This is a genomic window from Halobellus sp. EA9 (assembly GCF_051195055.1).
In the GTDB taxonomy this organism is placed as follows: domain Archaea; phylum Halobacteriota; class Halobacteria; order Halobacteriales; family Haloferacaceae; genus Haloquadratum; species Haloquadratum rubicundus.
The window spans coordinates 37,485-59,788 of record NZ_JBNTJW010000008.1 but is presented as its reverse complement, the minus strand read 5'-3'; the positions used below and the strand labels follow the sequence as shown (position 1 = coordinate 59,788).

Annotated in this window: 26 protein-coding genes and 1 tRNA gene; 10 read left to right on the top strand and 17 right to left on the bottom strand. The window is 69.3% G+C overall.

The features are described from left to right. Positions 1–60 precede the first annotated feature (60 nt). A complete protein-coding gene (locus ACQUQ0_RS11570) occupies positions 61–846 on the top strand; it encodes a CBS domain-containing protein (RefSeq protein WP_435185165.1) in 786 nt (261 codons plus the stop codon). A gap of 12 nt (positions 847–858) precedes the next feature. Here ACQUQ0_RS11570 and ACQUQ0_RS11565 read toward each other — a convergent pair whose 3' ends face one another. The 4 genes from ACQUQ0_RS11565 to ACQUQ0_RS11550 form a co-directional block, all read right to left on the bottom strand. Next, positions 859–1,107: a DUF7543 family protein gene (locus ACQUQ0_RS11565; RefSeq protein WP_435185164.1), complete on the bottom strand. Its 249-nt coding sequence runs from the start codon at positions 1,105–1,107 to the stop codon at positions 859–861. Positions 1,108–1,218: 111 nt separating this feature from the next. After that, complete coding sequence (locus ACQUQ0_RS11560) at positions 1,219–1,395, bottom strand: hypothetical protein (protein WP_435185163.1); 177 nt, start codon at positions 1,393–1,395, stop codon at positions 1,219–1,221. Positions 1,396–1,566: 171 nt separating this feature from the next. After that, the gene (locus ACQUQ0_RS11555) at positions 1,567–2,682 is read right to left on the bottom strand and encodes a phosphotransacetylase family protein (protein ID WP_435185162.1); all 1,116 of its coding nucleotides are present in this window, start codon (positions 2,680–2,682) and stop codon (positions 1,567–1,569) included. Between the two features lie 6 nt (positions 2,683–2,688). Next, a complete protein-coding gene (locus ACQUQ0_RS11550) occupies positions 2,689–4,782 on the bottom strand; it encodes an acetate--CoA ligase family protein (RefSeq protein WP_435185161.1) in 2,094 nt (697 codons plus the stop codon). 290 nt (positions 4,783–5,072) lie between these two features. On the opposite strand from ACQUQ0_RS11550, the gene ACQUQ0_RS11545 reads away from it, so the two are divergent. Continuing rightward, on the top strand, positions 5,073–6,116 hold the full coding sequence (locus ACQUQ0_RS11545) for a two-component system sensor histidine kinase NtrB (RefSeq protein WP_435185160.1): 1,044 nt from the start codon (positions 5,073–5,075) through the stop codon (positions 6,114–6,116). A 29-nt stretch (positions 6,117–6,145) separates the two neighbouring features. On the opposite strand, the gene ACQUQ0_RS11540 is transcribed toward ACQUQ0_RS11545, so the two are convergent. Further along, on the bottom strand, positions 6,146–6,610 hold the full coding sequence (locus ACQUQ0_RS11540) for a YbaK/EbsC family protein (RefSeq protein ID WP_435185159.1): 465 nt from the start codon (positions 6,608–6,610) through the stop codon (positions 6,146–6,148). A gap of 73 nt (positions 6,611–6,683) precedes the next feature. Next, positions 6,684–7,028, bottom strand: a complete 345-nt coding sequence (locus ACQUQ0_RS11535) for a nucleotide pyrophosphohydrolase (RefSeq protein ID WP_435185158.1) — start codon at positions 7,026–7,028, stop codon at positions 6,684–6,686. A gap of 154 nt (positions 7,029–7,182) precedes the next feature. On the opposite strand from ACQUQ0_RS11535, the gene ACQUQ0_RS11530 reads away from it, so the two are divergent. Continuing rightward, a complete protein-coding gene (locus ACQUQ0_RS11530; RefSeq protein WP_435185157.1) occupies positions 7,183–8,028 on the top strand; it encodes a ZIP family metal transporter in 846 nt (281 codons plus the stop codon). Between the two features lie 18 nt (positions 8,029–8,046). Here ACQUQ0_RS11530 and ACQUQ0_RS11525 read toward each other — a convergent pair whose 3' ends face one another. The 6 genes from ACQUQ0_RS11525 to ACQUQ0_RS11500 all read right to left on the bottom strand — a co-directional run bounded on the left by ACQUQ0_RS11525 (position 8,047) and on the right by ACQUQ0_RS11500 (position 13,921). Then, positions 8,047–8,331: a DUF7545 family protein gene (locus ACQUQ0_RS11525; RefSeq protein WP_435185156.1), complete on the bottom strand. Its 285-nt coding sequence runs from the start codon at positions 8,329–8,331 to the stop codon at positions 8,047–8,049. Positions 8,332–8,495: 164 nt separating this feature from the next. Then, the gene (locus ACQUQ0_RS11520; RefSeq protein ID WP_435185155.1) at positions 8,496–9,920 is read right to left on the bottom strand and encodes an MATE family efflux transporter; all 1,425 of its coding nucleotides are present in this window, start codon (positions 9,918–9,920) and stop codon (positions 8,496–8,498) included. Between the two features lie 67 nt (positions 9,921–9,987). Continuing rightward, the gene (locus tag ACQUQ0_RS11515; protein ID WP_435185154.1) at positions 9,988–10,392 is read right to left on the bottom strand and encodes a hypothetical protein; all 405 of its coding nucleotides are present in this window, start codon (positions 10,390–10,392) and stop codon (positions 9,988–9,990) included. Positions 10,393–10,506: 114 nt separating this feature from the next. After that, a complete protein-coding gene (locus tag ACQUQ0_RS11510; RefSeq protein WP_435185153.1) occupies positions 10,507–10,875 on the bottom strand; it encodes a VOC family protein in 369 nt (122 codons plus the stop codon). 101 nt (positions 10,876–10,976) lie between these two features. Next, positions 10,977–12,044: an NAD(P)/FAD-dependent oxidoreductase gene (locus ACQUQ0_RS11505; protein WP_435185152.1), complete on the bottom strand. Its 1,068-nt coding sequence runs from the start codon at positions 12,042–12,044 to the stop codon at positions 10,977–10,979. 113 nt (positions 12,045–12,157) lie between these two features. Next, the gene (locus tag ACQUQ0_RS11500; RefSeq protein ID WP_435185151.1) at positions 12,158–13,921 is read right to left on the bottom strand and encodes a histidine kinase N-terminal 7TM domain-containing protein; all 1,764 of its coding nucleotides are present in this window, start codon (positions 13,919–13,921) and stop codon (positions 12,158–12,160) included. Between the two features lie 117 nt (positions 13,922–14,038). On the opposite strand from ACQUQ0_RS11500, the gene ACQUQ0_RS11495 reads away from it, so the two are divergent. Next, positions 14,039–14,326: a DUF357 domain-containing protein gene (locus tag ACQUQ0_RS11495; RefSeq protein WP_435185150.1), complete on the top strand. Its 288-nt coding sequence runs from the start codon at positions 14,039–14,041 to the stop codon at positions 14,324–14,326. A gap of 21 nt (positions 14,327–14,347) precedes the next feature. On the opposite strand, the gene cysS is transcribed toward ACQUQ0_RS11495, so the two are convergent. Further along, positions 14,348–15,835, bottom strand: coding sequence for a cysteine--tRNA ligase (cysS, locus tag ACQUQ0_RS11490; protein WP_435185149.1), 1,488 nt, complete (start codon positions 15,833–15,835; stop codon positions 14,348–14,350). A gap of 135 nt (positions 15,836–15,970) precedes the next feature. Between cysS and ACQUQ0_RS11485 the strand changes: the two genes are divergently transcribed. Beyond that, positions 15,971–16,948, top strand: coding sequence for an L-lactate dehydrogenase (locus ACQUQ0_RS11485; protein WP_435185148.1), 978 nt, complete (start codon positions 15,971–15,973; stop codon positions 16,946–16,948). A gap of 51 nt (positions 16,949–16,999) precedes the next feature. Here the strand turns inward: ACQUQ0_RS11485 and ACQUQ0_RS11480 are convergent, their stop codons facing one another. Then, on the bottom strand, positions 17,000–17,533 hold the full coding sequence (locus ACQUQ0_RS11480; protein WP_435185147.1) for a DUF7523 family protein: 534 nt from the start codon (positions 17,531–17,533) through the stop codon (positions 17,000–17,002). A 133-nt stretch (positions 17,534–17,666) separates the two neighbouring features. Between ACQUQ0_RS11480 and ACQUQ0_RS11475 the strand changes: the two genes are divergently transcribed. Together ACQUQ0_RS11475 and ACQUQ0_RS11470 are read left to right on the top strand one after the other, a co-directional pair. Beyond that, the gene (locus ACQUQ0_RS11475; RefSeq protein WP_435185146.1) at positions 17,667–18,566 is read left to right on the top strand and encodes a CbiX/SirB N-terminal domain-containing protein; all 900 of its coding nucleotides are present in this window, start codon (positions 17,667–17,669) and stop codon (positions 18,564–18,566) included. Beyond that, complete coding sequence (locus tag ACQUQ0_RS11470) at positions 18,559–19,707, top strand: DR2241 family protein (RefSeq protein ID WP_435185145.1); 1,149 nt, start codon at positions 18,559–18,561, stop codon at positions 19,705–19,707. Before ACQUQ0_RS11475 ends, ACQUQ0_RS11470 begins: the two co-directional genes overlap by 8 nt. Before the next feature lie 33 nt (positions 19,708–19,740). On the opposite strand, the gene ACQUQ0_RS11465 is transcribed toward ACQUQ0_RS11470, so the two are convergent. The 3 genes from ACQUQ0_RS11465 to ACQUQ0_RS11455 form a co-directional block, all read right to left on the bottom strand. After that, positions 19,741–19,971, bottom strand: a complete 231-nt coding sequence (locus ACQUQ0_RS11465) for a DUF7508 domain-containing protein (RefSeq protein ID WP_435185144.1) — start codon at positions 19,969–19,971, stop codon at positions 19,741–19,743. A gap of 2 nt (positions 19,972–19,973) precedes the next feature. Beyond that, positions 19,974–20,441 carry a DUF5796 family protein gene (locus ACQUQ0_RS11460; protein WP_435185143.1) on the bottom strand — a complete coding sequence of 156 codons (468 nt, stop codon included), beginning with the start codon at positions 20,439–20,441 and terminating at the stop codon, positions 19,974–19,976. Between the two features lie 70 nt (positions 20,442–20,511). Then, a complete protein-coding gene (locus ACQUQ0_RS11455) occupies positions 20,512–20,820 on the bottom strand; it encodes a PQQ-binding-like beta-propeller repeat protein (RefSeq protein WP_435185142.1) in 309 nt (102 codons plus the stop codon). Between the two features lie 21 nt (positions 20,821–20,841). Between ACQUQ0_RS11455 and ACQUQ0_RS11450 the strand changes: the two genes are divergently transcribed. The 3 genes from ACQUQ0_RS11450 (at position 20,842) to ACQUQ0_RS11440 (ending at position 22,187) form a co-directional block, all read left to right on the top strand. Continuing rightward, a complete protein-coding gene (locus tag ACQUQ0_RS11450) occupies positions 20,842–21,699 on the top strand; it encodes a shikimate kinase (protein WP_435185141.1) in 858 nt (285 codons plus the stop codon). 59 nt (positions 21,700–21,758) lie between these two features. Next, positions 21,759–22,052: a chorismate mutase gene (locus ACQUQ0_RS11445; protein WP_435185421.1), complete on the top strand. Its 294-nt coding sequence runs from the start codon at positions 21,759–21,761 to the stop codon at positions 22,050–22,052. A 60-nt stretch (positions 22,053–22,112) separates the two neighbouring features. Further along, positions 22,113–22,187: transfer RNA gene (locus ACQUQ0_RS11440), tRNA-Arg, on the top strand. The last annotated feature ends 117 nt before the right edge of the window (positions 22,188–22,304 follow it).

The following is a 22,304-nucleotide window of genomic DNA, read 5'->3' as shown; positions in this document are numbered from 1 at the left end:
TCACTGTTATTTTCCCCACGGTCGGGACGCTTTTGCCCGGGCGCCGCATATCGACTCACGATGAGCGGGAGACCGCAGGTAAAGGAGTATATGACGCGCGAGGTACAGACGGTCTCGCCGTCCGACACCGTCGCCGACGTCGCCCGTCGGATCAAGGAGACGGAGGGTCACAACGGGTTTCCCGTCTCGGAGGGACGGAAAGTCGAGGGCTTTGTCACCGCCAGGGACCTGCTCTTGGTCGGCGACGAGGACCCCATATTCACGGTGATGACAGAGGACATCATCGTCGCCGACCCGGAGATGGATATGATCGACGCCGCGCGCGTGATGCTGCGCTCGGGGATCCAGAAGCTGCCCGTCGTCGACGACGCCGACAACCTCGTCGGGATCATCTCGAACACGGACGTCGTCCGCTCGCAGATCGAGCGCGCCACCCCCGAGAAGGTCGGCAAACTGATGCGGACCCTCGAACAGATCCACGAGATCACGGTCCACCAGGACTCGCGCACGGTCAGGCTCGACGACCTCACGCCGACGCAGGCCCGCGTCTACGCCGACGAACTCGAAGGCCGCCAGTACGAGCTCGAACGCGGGCTCGCGGAGCCGCTCGTCGTCATCGACAACGGCGGCGACCTGCTGCTGGCCGACGGTCACCACCGGGTGATGGCCGCCTACAAACTGGGGATCGAGGAGATGGACGCCTCGGTCATCGTCCTCGACGAGAAGGTCGAACTCGGGATGCAACGCACCGCCGACAAGGAGGGCCTCTCGTCGATCGGCGACATCGAGATCGCCGACTACGGCAGACATCCGCTGATCGAGACCACCCAGCGCCTCCAGGAGTAGCGACCGACGCCGTCAGTCCCGCGGGTCGGCATCCGCGTCGGGATCGGCTTCCGTTTTCCACGTCTCGACGAGCGCTTCGGCCCTTTCCTCGCCGTCGACGCGTTCCCGGCGGTAGGCGCTGCCTTCCGGGGCCTGATAGAGCCGATCGAGTCGGACCACCCAGTCCCCGTCGGGGCGACGTCGCCGCCGGATCGTCACGTACCCGTCCGTGCGCGTCCACTCGACGAACCCCGCCTCCTCGCGCGTGCGCGACCAGTCCATAGTCACTCCTCGCGGGTCGCGGGCCTGTATCTTCCGGATCGGTGGACGGAAGCGTCGGTCCGACTCGCGGATCGATCGTGGATCGACTGCGGGCCGGCGTCGGACGGGACCTCAGTCCGCCAGCCCGCGCTCGACCGTCTCGACGGCTTCGAGACGCGCGAGCGGTCCGGTGCGCGCACCGCACTCCGGACACTCTGGGTAGCCCAGATCGTCGTACTGGACCGCATCGGCCGGGATTTCAGCGTCGCAGGCGGCACACTCGAAGTACGTCGGCCAGTCGAAGTCCATACCCCAATGTCTGACGCTACGGTATTAGTTAATGACCTGTTACGCGGCGTCGGTATCGGGGTTCTGACCGACGCGAGAGGGCAGTTTTGGCGGGGTAGGCGCCGCGGTCTATCGATTCACACTCGGTGATACAGAATCGGCGAAGGGAGCGAGATTCGAGCCCGTCGACGGCTACGCGCCCGCGTCGTCCCCGGCGTCGCCCTCCGTGTCGGGTTCGTTTCCGGTCCCGCCGATGAGCGACTCGACGTCCGCGTGGTCGTTGAGGAGTTCGCTCATCCGATCGATCGTCTCGGCGTCGCGGGCGCGGCCGGTGTTGACGACGGCCTCCGCGCGGTCCACGACCGACAGCGTGTCGCCGGTGACGAGCATCACGGGCACGCCCTTCTCCTCGGCCTTGCCGAGCACGGCGGGCGTCGGGCGGTGGCCGCCGGTGAGGATGATCGCGTTGACGCCCGGGGCTTCGAGCGCGGCGGTGACGATCTCCGAGCGGTCGCCGCCGGTGATGACCGCGGCGTTCTTCGTCCGGCGGAAGTACCGCAGCGCGGCGTCGCCGCCCATCGCGCCCACGAGGAACCGCTCGACGTAGGCGTCGCGGTCGCCGGAGACGAGGTCGTCGGCGCCGAGTTCTGCCGCCAGCGCGTCGACGGTCACGCCCGCGAGTTCCCGCTCGCGGGAGACGACGCCGACGACGGGGACGCCCCGGCCTTCGAGGAACGGGACGCCCTCCTGTTCGAGTTCGTCGAAGGCGGCGTCGGCCACGCGGTTGAACAGCACGCCCGCGAGGCGGTCGCCGAAGGCGTCCGCGGCCGCGAGGACGTCGTCGAGGTCGCCGGGCTGCTCGTACTCCGCGACGAGCAGGACCTCGGCGTCGAGCCGGTCGGCGACCTCGGGGTCGGTCAGGTCGACGATGCCGCCGGTGGTCCAGCTGCCGCCGCCCTCGACGAGCATCAGGTCGGCGTCGGCGGCCAGCTCCGCGTAGCGCTCTTCGACGATGGCGCCGAGTTCGTCGGGGTCTTCCTGTCCCCGGATCGCGCCGTCGATGAACGTCGGCGAGTAGACGATCGGCTCCATCTGGTGCATCTCGCTGTCGAGTCCCAGGAGCTCCCGCGCGAGCATCGGGTCCTCGTCGAGGGTCTTGCCGACGTTCGACTGGAGCCGGGTCCCCTTCGGCTTCATGTAGCCGACGCGCTTCTCGCGCGCCTGTGCCAGGCGGCCGAGCGCGAGGGTGATTGCGGTCTTGCCGGTGCTTTCTGCGGTCGAGGTGACGAGTAGGGTGTGTTCGTGCATCGGTGATCAGAGCTCCTCGGGGTCGACGGTGAGCCGCACGTCGACGGCTTTCACCCCGTCGGGCGTGGCGACGAGGGGGTTGATGTCCAGTTCCAAGATCGCGGGGAAGTCGGTGGCGAGCTGTGAGAGCCGCTGGATCGTCTCGGCGACGCCCGCGACGTCGACGGGGTCGCGGCCGCGCGCACCCCGGAGGAGCGGCGCGGCGTCGATCTCTTCGGTCATCGTCTCGGCCTCGGCCTCGGAGACGGGCGCGACGCGGAAGGTCGTGTCTTCGAGCGTCTCGACGAAGATGCCGCCGAGGCCGAAGAGCAGGAGCGGGCCGAACTGCGGGTCGCGGTTCATCCCGACGATGGTCTCGACGCCGTCGTCGAGGTCGACCATCTCCTGGACCTGGACGCCGATGATCGTCGCGTCGGGCTGGTAGTTCCGCGCGCGCGAGACCAGGTCCTCGTAGGCGTCGTAGACCTCCTCGTGGGGGACGCCGACCTTGACGCCGCCGATGTCGGACTTGTGGAGGATGTCCGGGCTGACGATCTTCATCACGACGTCGCCGTCGATCCCCTCGGCGACCTCCAGCGCGTCGGCGGGCGCGTCGACGATGTCGCCGTCGGGCGTCTGGATGCCGTAGGCGTCGAGGAGGTCCATCGCTTCGACGCCGAGGCGGGTGTCTGCGCGGTCCTCCACGGAGGAGAGGATCTCGCGGGCGCGCTCGCGGTCGACGTCGAAGGCCGTCGGCTCGTCGTACTCCCGCTCGGAGATGTCGCGGAAGCGCGAGAGCGCGTCGAGCCCGTCGACCGCGCGGGCGGGATCGAAGTAGTTCGGGATCCCGGCCTCCGCGAGCGGCGCCTCGGCCGCCTCGACCCGCGCGCCGCCCATAAAGCAGGCCGCGACGGGCTTTTCGTGTTCTTCTTGGAGCGCGACCGTGTCGCGGGCCAACTGCTCGTAATCGAGGACGGCCGTCGGACACGCGAGAACGATCACGCTCCCGACGTTCTCGTCGCCGAGTGCCACGTCGACGGCGTCCCGGAAGCGCTCGTTGTCGGCGTCGCCGACGACGTCGACGGGGTTGTAGACGTTGCCGCCGGCGGGGAGCGCCTCGCGGAAGGCCTCCAGGGTGTCGTCGGCGAATGTCGCCATCGAGAGCCGCGAGTCGCCGATGGCGTCGGTGGTCATCACGCCCGGACCGCCGGCGTTCGTGATCACGGCGACGCCGTCGCGCTCGGGGACGGGCTGGCTCTCCAGGACGCGCGCGGCGTCGAACAGCTCCTGGACCGTCTCGGCGCGGATGACGCCCGCCTGTTCGAGGCCGGCCTCGTAGGCCTCGTCGGAGCCCGCGATGGTCCCGGTGTGGCTGGAGGCCGCCTGCGCGCCGGCGTCGGTCCGGCCGGACTTCACGAGCACGATCGGGGTGTCCTGGGTCACCTCGCGGGCCGAGCGGATGAACCGCTGACCGTCGTCGATCCCCTCCAGATAGCCGATGATGACGTCGGTATCGGGGTCTGTGCCCCACGCGTCCACGAAGTCCGACTCGTCGAGGACGGCCTTGTTGCCCAGCGAGACGACGTCCTTGAAGCCGATGCCCTGTTCGTTCGCCCAGTCCAGCACCGCGGTGATGAACGCCCCCGACTGACTCATGAACGACATCCGGCCCGCGTCGGCGTCCTCGGGGCCGAACGTGGCGTTCATCCCGACCGGCGTCGACATAATCCCGAGGCTGTTGGGGCCGACCAGATTCAGGTCGTAGGCCTCGGCGACGTCCTTCAGTTCGCGTTCGCGCGCCGCGCCCTCGCTGCCGGTCTCGCCGAAGCCGGCGGTGATGACGACGACGTTTCCGATCCCCGCTTCGCCGGCCTCGCGGACCGACTCGACGGCGACGTCGGGCGGGACCACGATCACGGCGAGATCGGCGTCGGTCTCGCCCACGCCGTCGCGCGCGGGCCGGTCGAAGACCGACTCGCGCTTGGGGTTCACGGGGACGACCTCGCCGGCGAACGAATCGAGGAGGTTCTCCATAATCGCCCGTCCGACGGAGCCGTCGCGGTCCGTCGCGCCGACCACGGCGATGCGCTCGGGCGCGAACAACTCGGATAACTCTCCCATCGTCCGGACCTACTCGGTGGCTCCGCTTAAATCCCGCCACCGACTACTCGATTCCGAGTTTACTGCTGGCCGGTATATATCCCAGCCGGCGTATCTCTACGACTGCCCCGCCGTACGTCGATCTCGACCCGAGCATCTGTCTCTTCGGAGACGTCAGATTAAGGGGCAGATACTATAGTGGCGTTTGCAACTGGTTACACATCCGATTGCACGACGGCGTGCGATCGAGTGAGTGAAGTCTTGCAAACGCTACTATAACCTTTTACGTACTGCGTTCCTGTACAGGAGCTATGGCCCGTGGCGAGGGGGACATCGACCTCGAAGTCGTCTCCCGCAATCAGATGGAGCCGACGATCGCCATCGACGCCGACGGGACTATCGCGTTCGCCAATCAGCGCTTCTGCGACATCGGCGAGTTCAGCGAATCGGAAGTCGTAGGCGACGACTACGCGCGGTTCTGCGAGATCATCGAATCCGGATTCGAGGAGCTCCGGGCGGCCGTCGAGGCGGTCCTCGCGGGCGACGCCGAGGAAGAGCGCGTCGAGCTGTCGATGCACCACCCCGAGGGCGCGCCCGTGCCGCGTCGGCTCCCCTCCGAGGCCCGCGTGACGCCGATCTACGACGACGGGGCCCGGATCGGCGCGATCGTCTCCCTCCGCCGCATCGGCAAGCGGAAGGCGTACGAACGACAGCTCGAGCGGCAGAACGACCGCTTGGAGGAGTTCGCGGGCGTCGTCGCCCACGACCTCCGGAACCCCCTGAACATCGTCGAGGGGAACCTCGAAATCGCGCGTGAGGACTGCGACTCGCCGCACCTCGATGCGATCGGGGACGCCGTCGACCGGATGCGGACCATCGTCGAGGAGACTCTCGAACTCGCAAAGCAGGGGCGCCACGTCGGCGAGACGGAGCCGGTGATCCTCTCGGAGCTCGTCGGCCAGTGCTGGACGATCGTCGACACCCGCGAGGCGGCACTGGAGACCGAGGGCGACGCCACGATACTGGCCGACCCGGACCGGCTCCGCAGCCTCTTCGAGAACCTCTTTCGCAACGCCATCGACCACGGGACCGACCCCGACAGGCCCGACCTGACCGTCCGCGTGGGCGTCCTCGACGACGGCTTCTACCTCGAAGACGACGGGCCGGGGATCCCGGCCGACAAGCGCGAGAAGGTGTTCGACCTCGGCTTCTCGACGGCCGCCGACGGCACCGGCTACGGGCTGGCGATCGTGCGCTGGATCGCCGAGGCCCACGGGTGGGACGTCCGGGCGGTCGAGAGCGAGGTCGGATCGGGCGCCCGGTTCGAGTTCACGGACGTCGAGTTCGCGCCCTGAGTTGCGAATGGCGTCGTCGGGTTCGCGCGTCAGACCTCGACGACCGTCGCCCCGGCGAGCGCCTCCAGATCGGACGGCGCGATCGGGAAGACGGCCGTCGGCGCGCCCGCGGCCGCCCAGACCGTGTCGTAGGCGAGGAGGGAATCGTCAAGGTAGACGGGGAGGTCGGCGTCGTGACACAGCGGCGGGACGCCGCCGATCGACCAGCCGACGACCTCCCGGATCGTCTCGGGGTCGGCCATCGATGCCGCCGACGCGCCGAGCCTGGAGGCGAGCCTCGATTCGTCAACGCGGTTGGCGCCGCTCGTCACCACGACGACGAGGTCGCCGTCGGCGTCGAACATCAGGCTGCTGGCGATCTGGCCGACGTCGCACCCGACTGCGGCGGCGGCGTCTTCGGCGGTCTTCGTCCCCTCGGGGAAGGTCTCGACTTCGACGTCGAGCCCGTGGCGGTCGCGGACCCGCTCGCGGAAGTCGACTGCGCGGTCGTGCATACGCTGACGTCGAGAGCGACTCGCAAGAGCGCTTCGACCCGCGGCCGATCGCGGGGCGGTCCCGCCGGGACGGTCACGCGCCGGGATCCGACTCCGAGCCGGACTCGTGTCCCGATCCGGAGCCGGGCGCTCCCGTCTCGTCGATCCGCGCCTCGTACTTCGCCAGCGACTCGTCCAGGGCGGCCCCGGCGTCGACGTCGAGTTCGTCCGCGAGCGCCAGCAGGGCGAAGAGCGCGTCCCCGAGCTCGTCGCGGTTCACCGACAGCGACTCGGGGTCGGCGCCGTAGTCGCTCGAAGCGGTCGCGTCGGCGGCCAGTTCGCCGACCTCGGCGGTCAGATCGAGCAGTCGGTACGCCGGGTGCGCGTGCAGGTCCGCCGCCGCGAGGAAGTCGGCGACGCGTCGCTGAGCGTCGTCCATCGTGGGAGCGCTCGGCGCGGACCGACGAAAGTGTTCTGATCTCGATACGATAGCGCGTGCGGTTTCGGCGCGTCGAAACGGGGGAGCGTTTTAGGCGTGCCAAAAAAGATCAGAAATATGAAATATTTATGCCCGTCGGCGGCGTACCTCCGGTATGGTCGAGTTGGCCGCGTTCGCGTTCGTCTTCGTCGCGGGGTTCGTCACCGCCCTCGCCACGGGTCTGGGCGCGGTCCCCTTCTTCTTCGTCTCGGAGGTGAGCGACCGCTGGAACGTCGCCCTGTGGGGGATCGCCTCGGGGATTATGCTCTCGGCGTCGGTGTTCGGCCTCGTGCTGGAAGCCCTGGGCGCGTACGTCCGCGTGTCGCTGTCGGGCCTCGCCATCGACCCGATTCCCGACCGCGTGCTGCTCCTCCTGGGGGCCGGCCTCCTCGCCGGCGTCGCACTGGTCTACGTCGCTCACGACGTCATCGAGGCCGCGGAGGTCGACCCGCGGCAGTACGAGGAGGCCGACTTCAAGAAGCTGGTTCTCATCCTCGGGGTCCTGACGGTCCACTCGTTCCCCGAGGGCGTCGCCGTCGGCGTCTCCTTCGCCGACCTGGGGCTGGCGGGGGGGACTCGGCTCTTCGGCTTCGTCGTCCCGCTGCTCGCGATCTTTATGACGATCGCCATCTCGATCCACAACGTTCCCGAGGGCCTCGCCATCTCGATCCCGCTCCGCACGATGGGCGTCGCCGACTGGAAGCTCGTCTGGTGGTCCGTGTTCTCCAGCCTGCCGCAGCCGATCGGCGCGGTGCTCGCGTTCTACTTCGTCCGCGTCGCCCGGGAGTTCCTGCCGGCGGGCTTCGGCTTCGCCGCGGGAGCGATGATCTATCTCGTTCTCACGGAGTTCATCCCGGAGGCGCTCGAAGCCGGCGCCGGACTCCCGGGCGGCGGCCGGCGCGAACTGTCTGCGGGCGTCGCCGCGGGCGTGCTCGCGATGATCCCGCTGTTGTTCGTCTGACCGCAGAGCAGACGGTACTCAGTGACTGTGGCCCATCGCCTCGTCGAGCGAGACGCCGAAGCGCTCCTCGAAGAGCTCTTCCATCTTCCCGTTGAGCGCCTCCAGGTCGGCGGGCGTCTCGCCCTGGCTGTGGTGGACCACGGCGTGGGCCTGCTGGGCGAACGACTGGACGAGGAGGTCGCCGACGACGGCCGTCGTCGACTCGCCCTGCTCTGTGAAGACGTCCGCGAGTCCCGCCGGCAGTTCGATCTCCTCGGTGTCGCCGTTCGGTGCCTCGATGGTGTAGGTCTCGGTGTCGACCATAGCCTATCTGGGGCGGCTCCACATAAGGGTCTGTGGGAATTGGGCGCGACGGATACGGCGGCGACCGTTCGAGAGCCGGTGTCATAGTGATTACTCTCGTCTCTTCCCGCCGAGCGCCGTCACCGGGCGTCGCGTTCGGCGGTACACAGTGAGAGTAATCACTATCAGTCGCTCGGATCCGGCCGGTACCCCCGGCTGACGGCCTTCCAGCGGTTCGTGCGGAACCGCCAGAGGTTCACCGCCATCGGGACCGCCTTTTCGGCCAGGAGCGCGACGAGCAGGCCGCCGATGCCGAGCGCCGGGACGACCGTGCCGAGCCACGCCGCGGGAAGCGCGACCGCGTAGAGGCCGGCGAGCGCCGAGAGGAACGGAACGCGGGTGTCGCCCGCGCCGCGGAGCGCGCCCGTGACCGAGCCGTCGATGCCGAGCGCGATCACGCTGACGGCCGCGACGCGGACGAACAGCGCCGACAGCGCCCGATGGGCGGGCTCGTCGACGAAGATGCCGGCGATCGGGTCCGCGAAGACGACGACCGCGGCGGCGGCGACGACGTAGACAAGAAGCGAGAGGCGGATGATCCCCCAGCCGTACGCCTCGGCTTCGCCCTCCTCGCCCGCGCCCAACTCCTGGCCGACGAGCGTCGAGGCCGCGATCGAAAAGCCCCAGGTGAAGCTCCCGAGGAGCGACCGCACCTGGCGGCCGACGCCGATGGCCGCGACCGCGACGGGGCCGAACGTCGCCGCGATCGCGAGAAGCGGGAAGACGACAAGCCCCTGGGCGGCCCGGCGGGCCACGAGCGGCGTCGAGACCTCGGCGATCTGCCCGAGGAGGTCGCGGTCGAAGAGCGGCCGCGAGAGCGCGAGCGGAACGGGGCTGGCGCCGCGCCCGCGGACGTACGAGCGGCCGGTCATCCCCCACGCGAAGACGACCGTCACGAGCGCCGTCGCCAGCGCGGTGCCGAGCGCCGCGCCCGCGACGCCCATATCGAGGCCGAGGACGAACGTCGCCGACAGCGCGATGTTGGCGACGGCGCCGCCGGCCCGGATCGCCATGGGGGTGACGGTGTCGCCGACGCCCGCGTAGGTCCGGCTGGCGATCAGGTTCAGGTACTCGAAGAACAGCCCGGGGGCGACGACCGCGAGGTAGGTCGCGCCGTAGCCGATACTGGCCGCGTCGCCGCCGAGCAGCGCGACGAGCGGCTCTGCGGCGAGCCCGAAGAACGCCACCACCGGAATCCCGACGATCACCGAGAGGAGGACGCTCATCCGGACGACGGCGGTCGCGCGGGCCTCGTCGCCGCCGCCGTAGTTCTGGGAGACGAGCGAGACGGTCCCGCCCGCGAGGCCGATCGCGAGGAACTTCGCGACCATCCAGAAGGCGTTGGCGAGCGTCAGCCCGGCGACGGCCGTCGGCCCGAGCACCAGGCCGACGAGCGCGAGGTCGACCGTCCGCTTGGACATAATCGCGAAGCCGGTGACGACCCGCGGCCACGCCAGGTGGACGGTCGCGTGGAAGTGCGGCTCCTGGATGACGCCCGCGTCGGCCAGCGTGCGGGCCAGCGTCGATCCGAAACGGCGGGAGCGAGACACATCGGAGACAAACACGTCCCGCGGCTAAGGGGTTCCGTTCTCCGGCGTCCGCTGCCGTCTCCGGTGATCAGACGTCGAGCTTCCGTTCGGCCTCGGCGCGCGAGCTCGCGGTCTTGCCGGCGTAGCCGGCCTGCCGCGAGCGCCGCTGGAACGCGTTCTCCGTGACGGCGCTCGTCTCGTCTGCGACCACCCGGACGACGTCGCCGGCGCCCATCCGCTTGAGTTCGACCTGGGCCTCCTTGATCGGCTCTGCCGCGTCGGGCGACGGCGGCGTGAACGTCGAGATGTCGTTGATGATGCCGAAGCCGTCGTCGAGCCGTTCGGCCGCGGCGACCGTCTCCTCGGCGGCGACCCGCATCTCGTCGGCGGTGAGGGATCCGCTGAACCGAAGGTAGAGCACGTTGTCGCCGGTATCAGTTCTGATTTCGTATCGAGCGTCGTCGTGTTGACCGGACTCCGCGATCTGAGTCATCGTATCTCCCGCTGTCAGGGCTCAATTAACTATCTACTGGCCGTCGCGGTACAGAATAACACGCTCATACTGACTGTCGTTCTTTCTTCTGATAACTCCAATTGGGCTGCACGCTCACAGGCCCTCGATGAATTCGAGGGTGTGACCGTCCGGGTCCGCGACGAACGCGAACGCGGAGTCGGCCTCCGCGACGTGGGTCGGCGCGCTCACGATCGACCCGCCCGCTTCGACCGCCGCGTCGACGGTCGCATCGAGGTCTTCGACGGAGAAGGAGACATGATCGACGGCGGTGCGGTCCGGCGCGATCTCGCGCTCGCAGTCGGGGTCGTGCTTGAGTTGGAGCGACCCCTCGCCATCGCCGACGTAGACCTTCTCGACGCCGTCCATCGTGTCGGACAAGCCCGCCTCCATCCCGAGCGCCTCGTAGAACGCCAGGGAGCGATCGAGATCAGAGACCCACAGCGCCGCGTGTACAAGTCGCATAGCGGCCACAGCGGGGGACTGCCATTCAGCGTGACGGTCGACCGGCCCGCGTCACGAACCGAACCGCACGGAGCGCGGCCGGGAACGCCCGAAAAGGTGAATCAGTCGTCGCTCTCGGCGGCCGCGACCTCGCCGCCCACCTCCGCCTTCGCCCCTCGGTCCAGTTCTTCGAGGTAGTCGTCGGCGTCGAGGGCGGCCTTGACGCCCATCCCGCCGGCCGTGGCGGCCTGCTGGTAGTGGTAGTCGACGACGTCGCCCGCGCCGAAGATGCCGGGGACGTCGGTGGCGGTCTGGCCGCCGCCCTCGCCGCCCTTCGCCTTGAGGTAGCCGTCGTCGTCGAGTTCGACGCCCGTGCCTTCGAGGTAGCCCGTGTTCGGCGTGTGGCCGATGGCGTAGAACACCGCCCCGACGTCGAAGTCGAACTCCTCGGTCTCGGGGTCGTCGAGCTTCTCCTTGGGGTGGCCCTCGGGGTGCTCGACGAGGGTGACGTGGTCGACGCCCTCCTCGCGGCTCCCGTGGATCTCGGTCAGCTCGGTGTTCCGCATAATCTCGATCTCGCCCTCGTCGACCTTCTCTTCGACGCGCTCGATCCAGTAGTCCTCGGCGCGGAACTCCTCGCGGCGGTGGACGAGATAGACCGTCGAGGCGAACTTGGTCAGGAAGTTCGCCTCCTCCATCGCGGCGTCGCCGCCGCCGACGACGAGGATCTTCTCGTCGCGGAAGAACGCGCCGTCGCAGGTCGCACACGTCGAGAGGCCGTAGCCCATCAGCTCGTCCTCGCCGGGGACGCCGAGGGTCCGCGCGGAGGCGCCCGAGGCGGCGATGACCGCGTCAGCCGTGTAGACGTCACCGTTTTCGAGTTCGACGGTGAACGGCCGCTCGTCGGCGTCGACATTCGCGATGATGCCGTTCTTGATCTCGGCGCCGAAGCGCTGGGCCTGCTCCTTCATGTTCTGGACGAGCTCCGGCCCCGAGATGCCCTCCGGGAAGCCTGGGTAGTTGTCGACCTCGGTCGTGAGCGTGAGCTGGCCGCCGGGCTCGTCGCCCTCGAAGACGAGGGGGTCGTTGTTCGAGCGCCCGGCGTAGATCGCCGCCGAGAGCCCGGCGATGCCGGACCCGGCCACGATCAGCGGTCGGTGTTCGACGACGTCGTCGGCGTCTGCTGTCATATCCGTCTGTTCGGGAGAAGGACCCTTTTAGATTCCGCTGTCGTGCGCGAGGCCCGCCACACTAATTGTCCGATGTGTGCAATACTGTCACACGGCGTCATCCCCCGGCGCCGCTACCGGGACCCGTCCGTCGGTTCTACCGGCGGGAGTTCGATCACGACGACGTTGCCGCCGTCGTACTCGAACCGCAGTTCGCCCCGGAGGGCGGTGACGCACCACTTCACGATCCAGAGGCCGATGCCGCTGCCGTGTTGGAGGTCGGTCTCGTCGCCACTCCGGATCGGCGCGAGTTCGGCCGCCTCGATCTCCGGATTGTCGTCGCTGACCGCGATGCGTATTCCGCCGCGTTCGGGGTCATTCCCTCCCTCAGGGCCGCTTTCGATCTCGCGCTCCCGACCGCTCGCGGCCAGGTCGGAGACGCGGATCCTCACCGTCGGTTCGTCGACGGCGTGGACGATCGCGTTGTCCACGAGATTCGAGAGGGCCAGCGACAGCAGGTCGGGATCGACGCGGACGCTGGACGGCGACTCCTCGGCCCCGACGTCGACCTCGACGTCGACTTCGGCCTCCGGGTGGGCCTCCCGGGCCTCGTGGACCACGGACGCGACGAGCGACGCGAGGTCCGTCTCGACCCACCGCGGTTCCCGGTCGGCGACGCGGGAAAAGTCGCGCGCCTTCTCGGAGATGGACCGCAGCCGTTCGCCGGCCTTCCGGATCGTGCCGGCCTGGGACCCGAGATCGGAGTCCGTCGCGGCCGACTCGATGAGCTGGGCCCGCCCCAAGATGACCGTCAGTTCGTTGCGGAGGTTGTGCCGCAGGATGCGGTTGAGGACGTCGAGCTGCTGATTCTGTCGGCGTTCGGTCGAGATGTCGTACAGGACCACGAGCCCCCCGACCTCGGTGTCGGCCGAGTCGGTAAGCGGGGTGTAGGAGACGGAGAACACCCGGCCGCCCTCCCGGTCGACCTCGATCTCGCCCGCCTCCAGGAGCGTCGCGAGGTCGACCCCGACGAGGCGGTCGAGCGCGATCGGCTGTCGGGGCGGTGTCTCGGCGTCGAACAGCGACTCGGCGCGGTCGTTGCGCTTCACCACCCGCCCGTCCGCGTCGACGACGAACAGCGGATTGTCGAGGTCGTCGAGCGCGCTCCGGGCGGCGGCCCGCTGGGTCGTCGGGTTCGTCTCGAACATGTGGGTGCCGACGAAGGCGTACGCGTCGAAGAGCACGTGCGGGACCAGCATCGCCACGCCGAGGTTGAGTTCGGGCCAGGGACCGACGCCGGCGAGCCACACGACGAACGCCGCGGCGGGCGGGAGCGTGCTGACAGCGACGGCGATCGCCTCGCGGCGGTACAGCGGCCCGTACGCGACGATCGTCTCGACCAACAGCAACACGGCCACGGCTGCGGCGGCGAGCGCGATGGCCGCGACGGCGAACCCGAGCGGCTGGATCTCGTAGCGCACCGTCGCGAGCCCGAACAGCGGCGTAATCCGGAACTCCTGCCACAGCAGTCCGTGCAGCGGGTGGGTGAGCGCCAGGAGGCTGCCGACCGCTGGGACGGCGAACAGGGTCCGGAAGCGCCGCGAGCGGAACAGGTCCCGGCGGCCCGTGTAGCTCAGGGCGAACCCCAGGAACAGCGGTCCGAGCCACGCCAGTCCGACCCACACGACGGCCTCGGCGTGCGCGCGGAGCGCCGGGTCGAACACGAGGAGGCCGAGCCCGTAGGCGAAGGCGATGAGGGCCTGCACGCCCAGCGTGGCGATGAACCACGTGGCGCTGACCGTCTCGCGGTACTGCCGCAGATACCACATCAGCCCGAGCGTGCCGGCGCCCGCCGCGAACGCCGAGACGACGACGGCGCCACCGAGTAGATCAACCAAACCGTCCACAACAAGCACCAACACCATCATAAACGTTCGTTCCGCTCGCGAGCGCTCGCGGCCGGGGCCGGGTCGCCGTCGTGAGGCATACGTACTCGGGCGTCGGAGCCTACCGATATGCCCGCGGACTTTGACGAGAAGACGGACCGCTACGAGGAGATGTTCGCCGACGCGCTCGCGGCGGCCGAGGTCGCCGTCCCCAAGTCGACGCCCCTCGGCGAGGCCGCCGGAGAGGTGCGGGAGATGGCGCTGTCGTATCTCGAAGACGGGCGACACTTCCGCGAGAACGACGACCCGGTGAACGCGCTGGCGGCCTTCTCCTACGGCTACGGCTGGCTCGACGCTGGCGTCCGACTGGGGCTGTTCGAGATCCCGGACGACTCGGACCTGTTCACGATGGCGTAGGCCCCGGCGGCGACTCCGGGGCTACTCGAAGCGGTACGTCGGTCCGTCGTCGCTGTCCTGGATCTCGACCCCGAGCGCGGTGAGTTCGTCGCGGAGTTCGTCCGCGCGCTCGTAGTTGCCGGCCTCGCGCTCGGCCTCGCGGACGTCGAGAACGAGCTCGACCAGCTCCTCGGCGAGCGTGACGGTGCCCTCGCCGTCGCCCGACTCGCCGAGCGAGAGCCCGAACACGTCGCCGCCGAGGTCCTCGAAGGCCTCCGTCGCCTCCCGGAGCGCCCAGAAGTCGTACGCCTCGCGCTCGTCGACGTGGCGGTTCACCGCCGTCGCGAGCTCGAGCAGCGCGGCCATCGCCTCGCGGACGTTGAAGTCGTCGTTCATCGCCGCGCGGAAGTCCTCGCGGGTCGCCGCGACGGCGTCGCGGAACGACTCGTCTTCGACCTTCGCGTACGCGTCGGTGCTGTCGGCGGCCGCGACGGCGGTCTCGTAGGCGCGTTCGAGCCGCTCCCAGCGCTCTTCGGCCTCATTCATCTCGGCCTCGCCGAAGGTCTGTTCGCCGCGGTAGCCGGTCGAGCAGTAGAACGTCCGGACGACGTCGACGCCGTACCGGTCGAGGGCGTCGTCGACGGTGAGGAAGTTCCCCAGGCTGGAGGACATCTTGTCGCCGGCGGTCTGGAGCAGGCCGACGTGGAGCCAGTAGCGCGCGAACTGCTGGCCCGTCGCGGCCTCGCTCTGGGCGACCTCGTTCTCGTGGTGCGGGAAGACCAGGTCGCGGCCGCCGACGTGGATGTCGATGGTGTCGTCCAGATGCGTCATCGACATCGCCGAGCACTCGATGTGCCAGCCGGGCCGCCCCTCGCCCCACGGCGACTCCCAGGTCTCGCCGCGGGCTTCCTCGATCGGGTCGAGGTCGGGATCGCGGTGCGCTTTGACGTCTTCCGGGTCGACGGCGCCGGCCTTCCAGAGCGCGAAGTCCGCGGGGTGGCGCTTCTCGGAGCGCTCGTCTTCGGGGCCCTGGGTCTCGATCTCGTCGAGCCGCTGATTCGAGAGCTTCCCGTACTCCTCGAAGGCGGTCACGTCGAAGTAGACCGAGCCGTTCGACTCGTAGGCGTAGCCCTTCTCGACGAGCGTCTCCACGAGGTCGATGATCTCGGGGACGTGCTCGGAGACGCGGGGATAGACCTCCGCCCGCTTGAGGTTCAGCCCGCGCATGTCGCGGATGACGTGTGAGGTGAAGTGCTCTGCGACCTCGGGCTCGCTCTCCCCGTACTCCTCGCCGATCCGCGCGACGATCTTCTCGTTGACGTCGGTGAAGTTCTCGACGTGCCGGACGTCGTAGCCCTCGTGCTCCAGCCAGCGGTGCATCACGTCCGCGTGCGCCCACAGCCGGGCGTGGCCCAGGTGCGCGTCGTCCGAGACCGTCAGCCCGCAGACGTACAGCAGGACCTCGTCGTCGTTCCGCGGCTCGAACTCCTCGCGCTCGCCCGTCAGGGTGTTGGTCACGGACAGCGTCATTAACGGTTCTTACTGCAGACGCGTTTTTCAAGCCGTCGGAACGCGCGACGCGGCACCCTGCGGGCGCTCGCTCTGTGGACGCCGCGGCGCGCTGGTGCCACAAAAGATTACTCGATACGGAAGTAATTATCTGGTATGTCAGGGAGCCGTGGAACCGGAACGGTCGCCGTCGTCGGCGGAGCGGGCGCGGTCGGGTCGAGCACGGCCTTCGCGCTGATGGACAGCGGCCTGGTCGGCGAGATCGTCCTCGTCGACGTCGACGAGGAGCGCGCCGAGGGCGAGGCGATGGACCTCGACCACGGCGCGTTCTTCACCTCCCCCGTACGAGTCCGGACCGGCGACTACGAGGACTGCTGGGACGCCGACGTCGTGGTCGTCACCGCGGGCGCGAGCCAGGAGGCCGGCGAGACGCGACTGGAGCTGTTGGAGCGCAACGCGGAGATCTTCGCGGAGCTGATCCCGAAAGTGACCGCGGGGATGGACGACGACGCCGTCGTCCTCGTGGTGACGAACCCCGTCGACGTGCTCTCGCAGGTGGCCTGGGCGGTCTCGGACCTCCCGGCCGAGCGCGTGATCGGGTCGGGGACCGTCCTCGACACCGCGCGGTTCCGCCACGCGCTGAGCCGCGAGTTCGACATCGCGCCGGGGAACGTCCACGCCTACGTGATCGGCGAGCACGGCGACAGCGAGGTGCTGGTCTGGAGTTCGGCGAACCTCGGCGGCGTCCCGCTGGAGACCTACTGCGACCTCCACGGCGTCGGCGACGTGGCCGACCTCAGAGCGCGCGTCGAGACGGAGGTCCGGAACGCGGCCTACGAGATCATCGAGCGCAAGGGCCGGACCAACTACGGCGTCGCGCGCTCGGTGACGGCGACCGTAGAGCGGATCCTCGGCGACGACGACGCCATCCTCACCGTCTCGACGCTCGTCGACGGCCAGCACGGCCTCGACGGCGTGTACGTGAGCCTCCCGTGCGTCGTCAACCGCGGCGGCGTCCGCGAGGTCCTGGAGTTCGATCTCTCGGGGAACGAGCGACAGGCCCTCGACGACTCGGCCGCGGTCGTCCGCGAGTCGGTCGAAAAGCTGGATCTCGACGTCGATCTCGACGGGTGAGGCCGTTCGGCCCGCTCCGCCGGAGTATGGATCCGCCGGGAGTACGACGCGCTACGCCGGCACCGACTCCAGCGCGGATTCGACGTGGCGGAGCGCGTTCGCGCCGTCGCTCCGCGGGACGACCACCACGAGCGTCCCGCCCGCGAGCCCCGCGGCGTCGACGACGACGTTCTCCGCCCGGAGGCGGTCGACGACGGCCGAAAGCGCCGCGGTGTCGACGTCGCCCTCGGCGAGGATCGCCGTCAGGCTCTCGTCGGTGGTGACGATCGCCTCCTCGCCGACCGCGAGCAGGACGTCGGCGTCGTCGGTTTCGGCGCCCGAGTCGGCGGCGCTCTCGCCGGTGAGCACGTCGACGCCCGCGAGGCCGACGCCGCTCCGCATCCGGACCGTGGCCTCGCGGCTCCCCTCGTCCAGCGGGTCGAGATCGGCTTCGAACCGTCGGAGCGCGGTCGCGATCGAGTCCGTGTCGCCGTCGACGTCCAGGGTCTCCGCGGCGGCGGCGTAGTTCACCGCGCCCGCGCGGAGCGCCCGGAGGAGCCACGGGCGGGCGCGCACGGCGGCCCGCGTCTCGGCGGCCAGTGACATATCCCGTTGCTCGGCGGTCGGAACCAAAAGTCTCGGGGATCCTTTTCGCGAGCGCGAGGTCCGCCTTCGGAAATCGAAACATTCGTTCGCGGAACCCGAAGTCACTAAGGGCGTTCCGCTCTCAGTTTCCCCTATGCAAGCGCTGGTCATCGTCGCGCACGGGTCGCACCTCAACCCCGACTCGTCGGCGCCGACGCACCACCACGCGGACACCATCCGCGAAACGGGCGCGTTCGACGAGGTGAAGACGGGCTTCTGGAAGGAGGAACCCTCTCTCAGGGAGGTCCTCCGGACCGTGGAGTCCGACGAGGCGTACGTCGTCCCGCTTTTTATCAGCGAGGGGTACTTCACCGAGCAGGTGATCCCGCGGGAGCTCCGGCTGTCGGGCTGGGACGTCTCCGAGTGGGACTCCGACGGCCTCAGCGCCGACACCGCCACGCTGACCGCCACGGACACCGGCCAGACCGTCCACTACTGCGGCCCGGTCGGCACCCACGAGGCGATGACGGACGTCCTGGTCCGCCGCGCCGAGACGGTGACCGGCGATCCCGACGTCGGGGAGGGGTTCGGCCTCGCGGTCGTCGGCCACGGGACCGAGCGCAACGAGAACTCCGCGAAGGCGATCGAGTACCACGCCGAGCGCGTCCGCAAGACGGACCGCTTCGACGAGGTGCAGGCGCTCTACATGGACGAGGAGCCGGAGGTCGACGACGTGACGGAGTACTTCGAGAGCGAGGACGTCGTCGTCGTGCCGCTTTTCATCGCCGACGGCTTCCACACCCAGGAGGACATCCCCGAGGATATGGGGCTCACAGACGACTACCGGACGGGCTACGACGTGCCCGCGGAGGTCGACGGCCACCGGATCTGGTACGCCGGCGCGGTCGGGACCGAGGGCCTGATGGCCGACGTGATCCTCGAACGCGCCGCCGACGCCGGCGCCGACATCGGGGAGGCCATCGCGACCGTGCGCGAGGCGACCCGCGAGGCCGAGGCCGAGACAGACACCGAGACGCAGGCGGCGGGTGACTGACGTGCGGGACGAACAGCTCGATGCGCTCCTCGACGCGGTCGAAAGCGGCGGCGCGGTCGCCCTCGACGGACTCCACGTCGAGGCGACGGACGACGGCTACGCGCTCGCGATCGAAGACGTAAACGGCGACGACGAAGTCCGTCACGACGGCCTCTCGGAGTCGGCGTTCCGCGAAGTCGCTCGTTCCGAAGGCGTCGCACCGTACGTGACGAACTGGCACTACTGGGCGGTCGCGGTCGGCGACCGCGGCCGCCACCGGCGCGCGTTCCTCCGCCACGCGGAGGCCGCCCACGAACATCCCGTCCCCGAGCGGTACGACGCGCTCCGGGACGGAATGGAGACCGAGTGGGGCGAGATCGTCGTCACCGCGACGCTCGGCGAGGACGACCGCCGCGCCTACGAGATCCGCCACGCCGACGACGAGGGGCGCGACCCCGACGAACTCGACGTCCGCGACGACCCCCTCGACGCGCGGGAGCTCGCCACCTACGACGACCGGGGACGTTACCGCCCGCTCAAGAGCGCGCCCTCGCTCGTCTCGGGGTGGGTGTTCCCCGAACTGGACGGCCGCGACGCCGTCGAGACGCTCGATATCCTCTATCCCGCGTCGATCCCCAACTGGAACCTCGAACGCGAGGGCGAACTCGACGTCACCCACTGGCGCGAGACCGCCGAGCGCCAGACCGGCATCTACGACGTCATCGAGGAGCTCCCCCGGGAGGGCGTCGAGTGGATCGCCGAGGCCTGCTGTGTGGACTCCCAGTGTCTGAAGCGCCGCGAGTGGCAGTACGAGGCGGGCGACGAGCTGGCGGCCGACGGCGGCGCGGGCGCGTTCCCGTGCCGGGAGCCGTGTTCCCTCGTCGTCGCCGCCGCGCGCAAGTGGACGAAGCTCGAAGAGGAAGAGTCCAGAACGTACGAGTTCGAGCTCACCCCCTCGGAGAAGGAGCAGGTCGAAGCGATCATCGACGCCGTCGCGGACGGCCGCGTCGACGAGATCCGCGAGGCCGACGTCTACGAGGGCGCGAACCGCTACCGGGCGCGGTACCTCCGCGCGAAGCGCTTCGAAGGCGAGAATCTCTCGGGGACGCCGACGCACCCCGAGGGCCACGAAGACGAAGACGGGGACGGCCACGGCCACTGAGTCGCGCCCCATTCGCCGTCTTTCTCTCTCTCGCTACCGCTCGTCCAGCAACCGCTCGGCGTGGTCCTTCGACTGCGCGCGCTCCCAGCGCACCTGCTCGGCGTCGCCGTAGGCCAGTTCCTCGCGGAGCAGATCCGGGAGAAAGCCCGCCTCCGCCCGGACGACGGTTCCCTCCCCGTCGCCGAACTCGACGAGCCCGTAGGCGTCGGGGACGCTCCCGACCGTGCTCCTGTCCAGCGAGTTCCAGGCCTTTCTGAGCGCCATCGTCAGGCCTCGTTCGCGTCGGCCTCGGTGTCGTCTACTGCGTCCTCCGCGACGAACTCGTAGGAGGACTCGCTCCAGTCGTCCTCGACGAACACGAACACGCGACCGCGGGCGACCGCGGGGTTGGCCTCGATCTCGTTTCGCATCCCGCCGAGGCGGCGGACGGTGACTCCCGGGAAGATCTCCTCTTCTTCGCCCTCGTCGAGGATGACCCGGCCGACGCCGGTCGAGTCGAGGACGTCGTCGTGGGTCTTGAGGTCGTTCACGTAGAGCATCACGCCCTCGGACTCGGTCGGGTCCGTGACGAGGACGTGGGTCTCCTTCTTCGGGGGCGTGGTGAGGGTGTCGGTGACGGGCTCTGGGACGCCCCGGTACAGCGTCGTGCGGCCGTCGGTGTACTCCACCTCGACGCCGTGGTCGAGGAGGTCGACGCCGACGGTGTCCGGCGGGACGTCGTTTCGGGCGCTCATACCTCGCGATTCGGTCGGCGCGCTCAAAAGGGACGCGATGACCGATCTGCGAGGAAGACCGGGGCCGGCCCTATTCGAGCGCGACGACCCGACCCGCGGCGCCGCTTCGGTCGCCGTAGTCGAGGTCGTCGGTTCCGACGAACACCCGGTCGCCGACCGGAACGACCTGAGAGACAGCGCTCCCGACCGGGTGCCGCCAGCGGACCTCGCCGGCTGTCGAGAGCGCGGTGACGCGTCCCGGCGACGTGACGGGACGCGCTCCCGACGGCGAGACGATCGTGACCTGGCGCGTGCTCGGACTCGTCCGCCGCGAATGCGCCGACGCGTAGGTGCCCCGCGCCCGCACCGATCCCTCATCGTCGATCGCTACACCTTTCACGCCGCTCGAGAGCACTCCTGTATGCACGGCCGCGCAGTCGCCCTCGGGGCGGGAACGGTGCTGAACGCCCTCTCGACGGGTACCGGCTCGGCGTTCGCTATCGACGCCGAGACGACCGCCTCGGTCGACCTCGACGACTCGGGCGCCGTCGAGGGCGAAGTCGCCGAGGACCCGGAGGCCGACACCCGGCTGATCGAACGCTGTGTCGAACGCGCGATCGAGACCTACGGCGGCGGGAGCGGGGACGTCTCCGGCGGGACGGTCCGAACCGAGAGCGACGTCCCGATGGCCGCCGGCCTCAAGAGTTCGAGCGCCGCGGCCAACGCCACCGTTCTGGCGACCGCGGACGCCCTGGGCGCGGACCCGGACCCCATCGAGGCGTGTCGCCTCGGCGTCGAGGCCGCCCGCGACGTCGGCGTCACCGTCACCGGCGCGTTCGACGACGCCTCGGCCTCGATGCTCGGCGGCGTCACCATCACCGACAACGACGCCGACGAACTGCTCGCCCGCGACGAGGTCGACTGGGAGGTCCTCGTCTGGACGCCGGCCGAGCGCGCCTACACCGCCGACGCCGACGTCGAGCGGTGTGCGAACGTCGCGCCGATGGCGGAACTGGTCGCCGACCTCGCGCTCGACGGTCGCTACGCCGACGCGATGACGGTCAACGGCCTCGCCTTCTCGGCGGCGCTCGGCTTCTCGCCCGATCCGGCCGTCGAGGCGATGCCCCACGTCGCCGGCGTGTCGCTGTCGGGCACCGGCCCGAGCGTCGTCGCCGTCGGCGACGCGGACGGACTGGACGCGGTACAGGACCGCTGGGACCGGCGGAGCGGCCGGACCTGGCGAACCACGACGCGGAACGACGGAGCACGACTGGTATGAGCCGAGACCAAGACCGAGACCGAGACCGGAATCGAGACAGCAGCCCCGAGCGAACCGAGATGGAACTGGCCGTCGAGACCGAGGAGATGTCGCTCGACGAACTCCGCGCCGAGATCGAAGACATCGACCGCGAGATCGTCGAGCTGATCGCCCGGCGGACCTACGTCGCCGACTCGGTCGCACAGGTCAAGGCCGATCGCGGCCTCCCGACGACCGACGAAGGGCAAGAAGAGCGCGTAATGGAACGCGCCGGCCGGAACGCCGAGCAGTTCGACGTCGACTCGAATCTGGTGAAGGCCGTGTTCCGCCTCCTCATCGAACTGAACAAGGTCGAACAGCGAGAAAAGCGGTAGTCGGCGGCTCCGCCCCGAATCCGTGGGTTTAAACCGCCGCACGTCGGTATTCAGAAACGAGGGCGCTTAGCTCAGTTTGGACAGAGTGCTTGGCTTCGGACCAAGTTGTCGCGGGTTCAAATCCTGCAGCGCCCATTCGTTTTCCGAACGATCCACATTCGCAGTACAGCGTAGCGTCTCTTTTAAAGAAGACGCTATTTCCGCGCAACATTTCATTCGAATTCCGAATGGGGGTCGCCGCCATCACGCGAT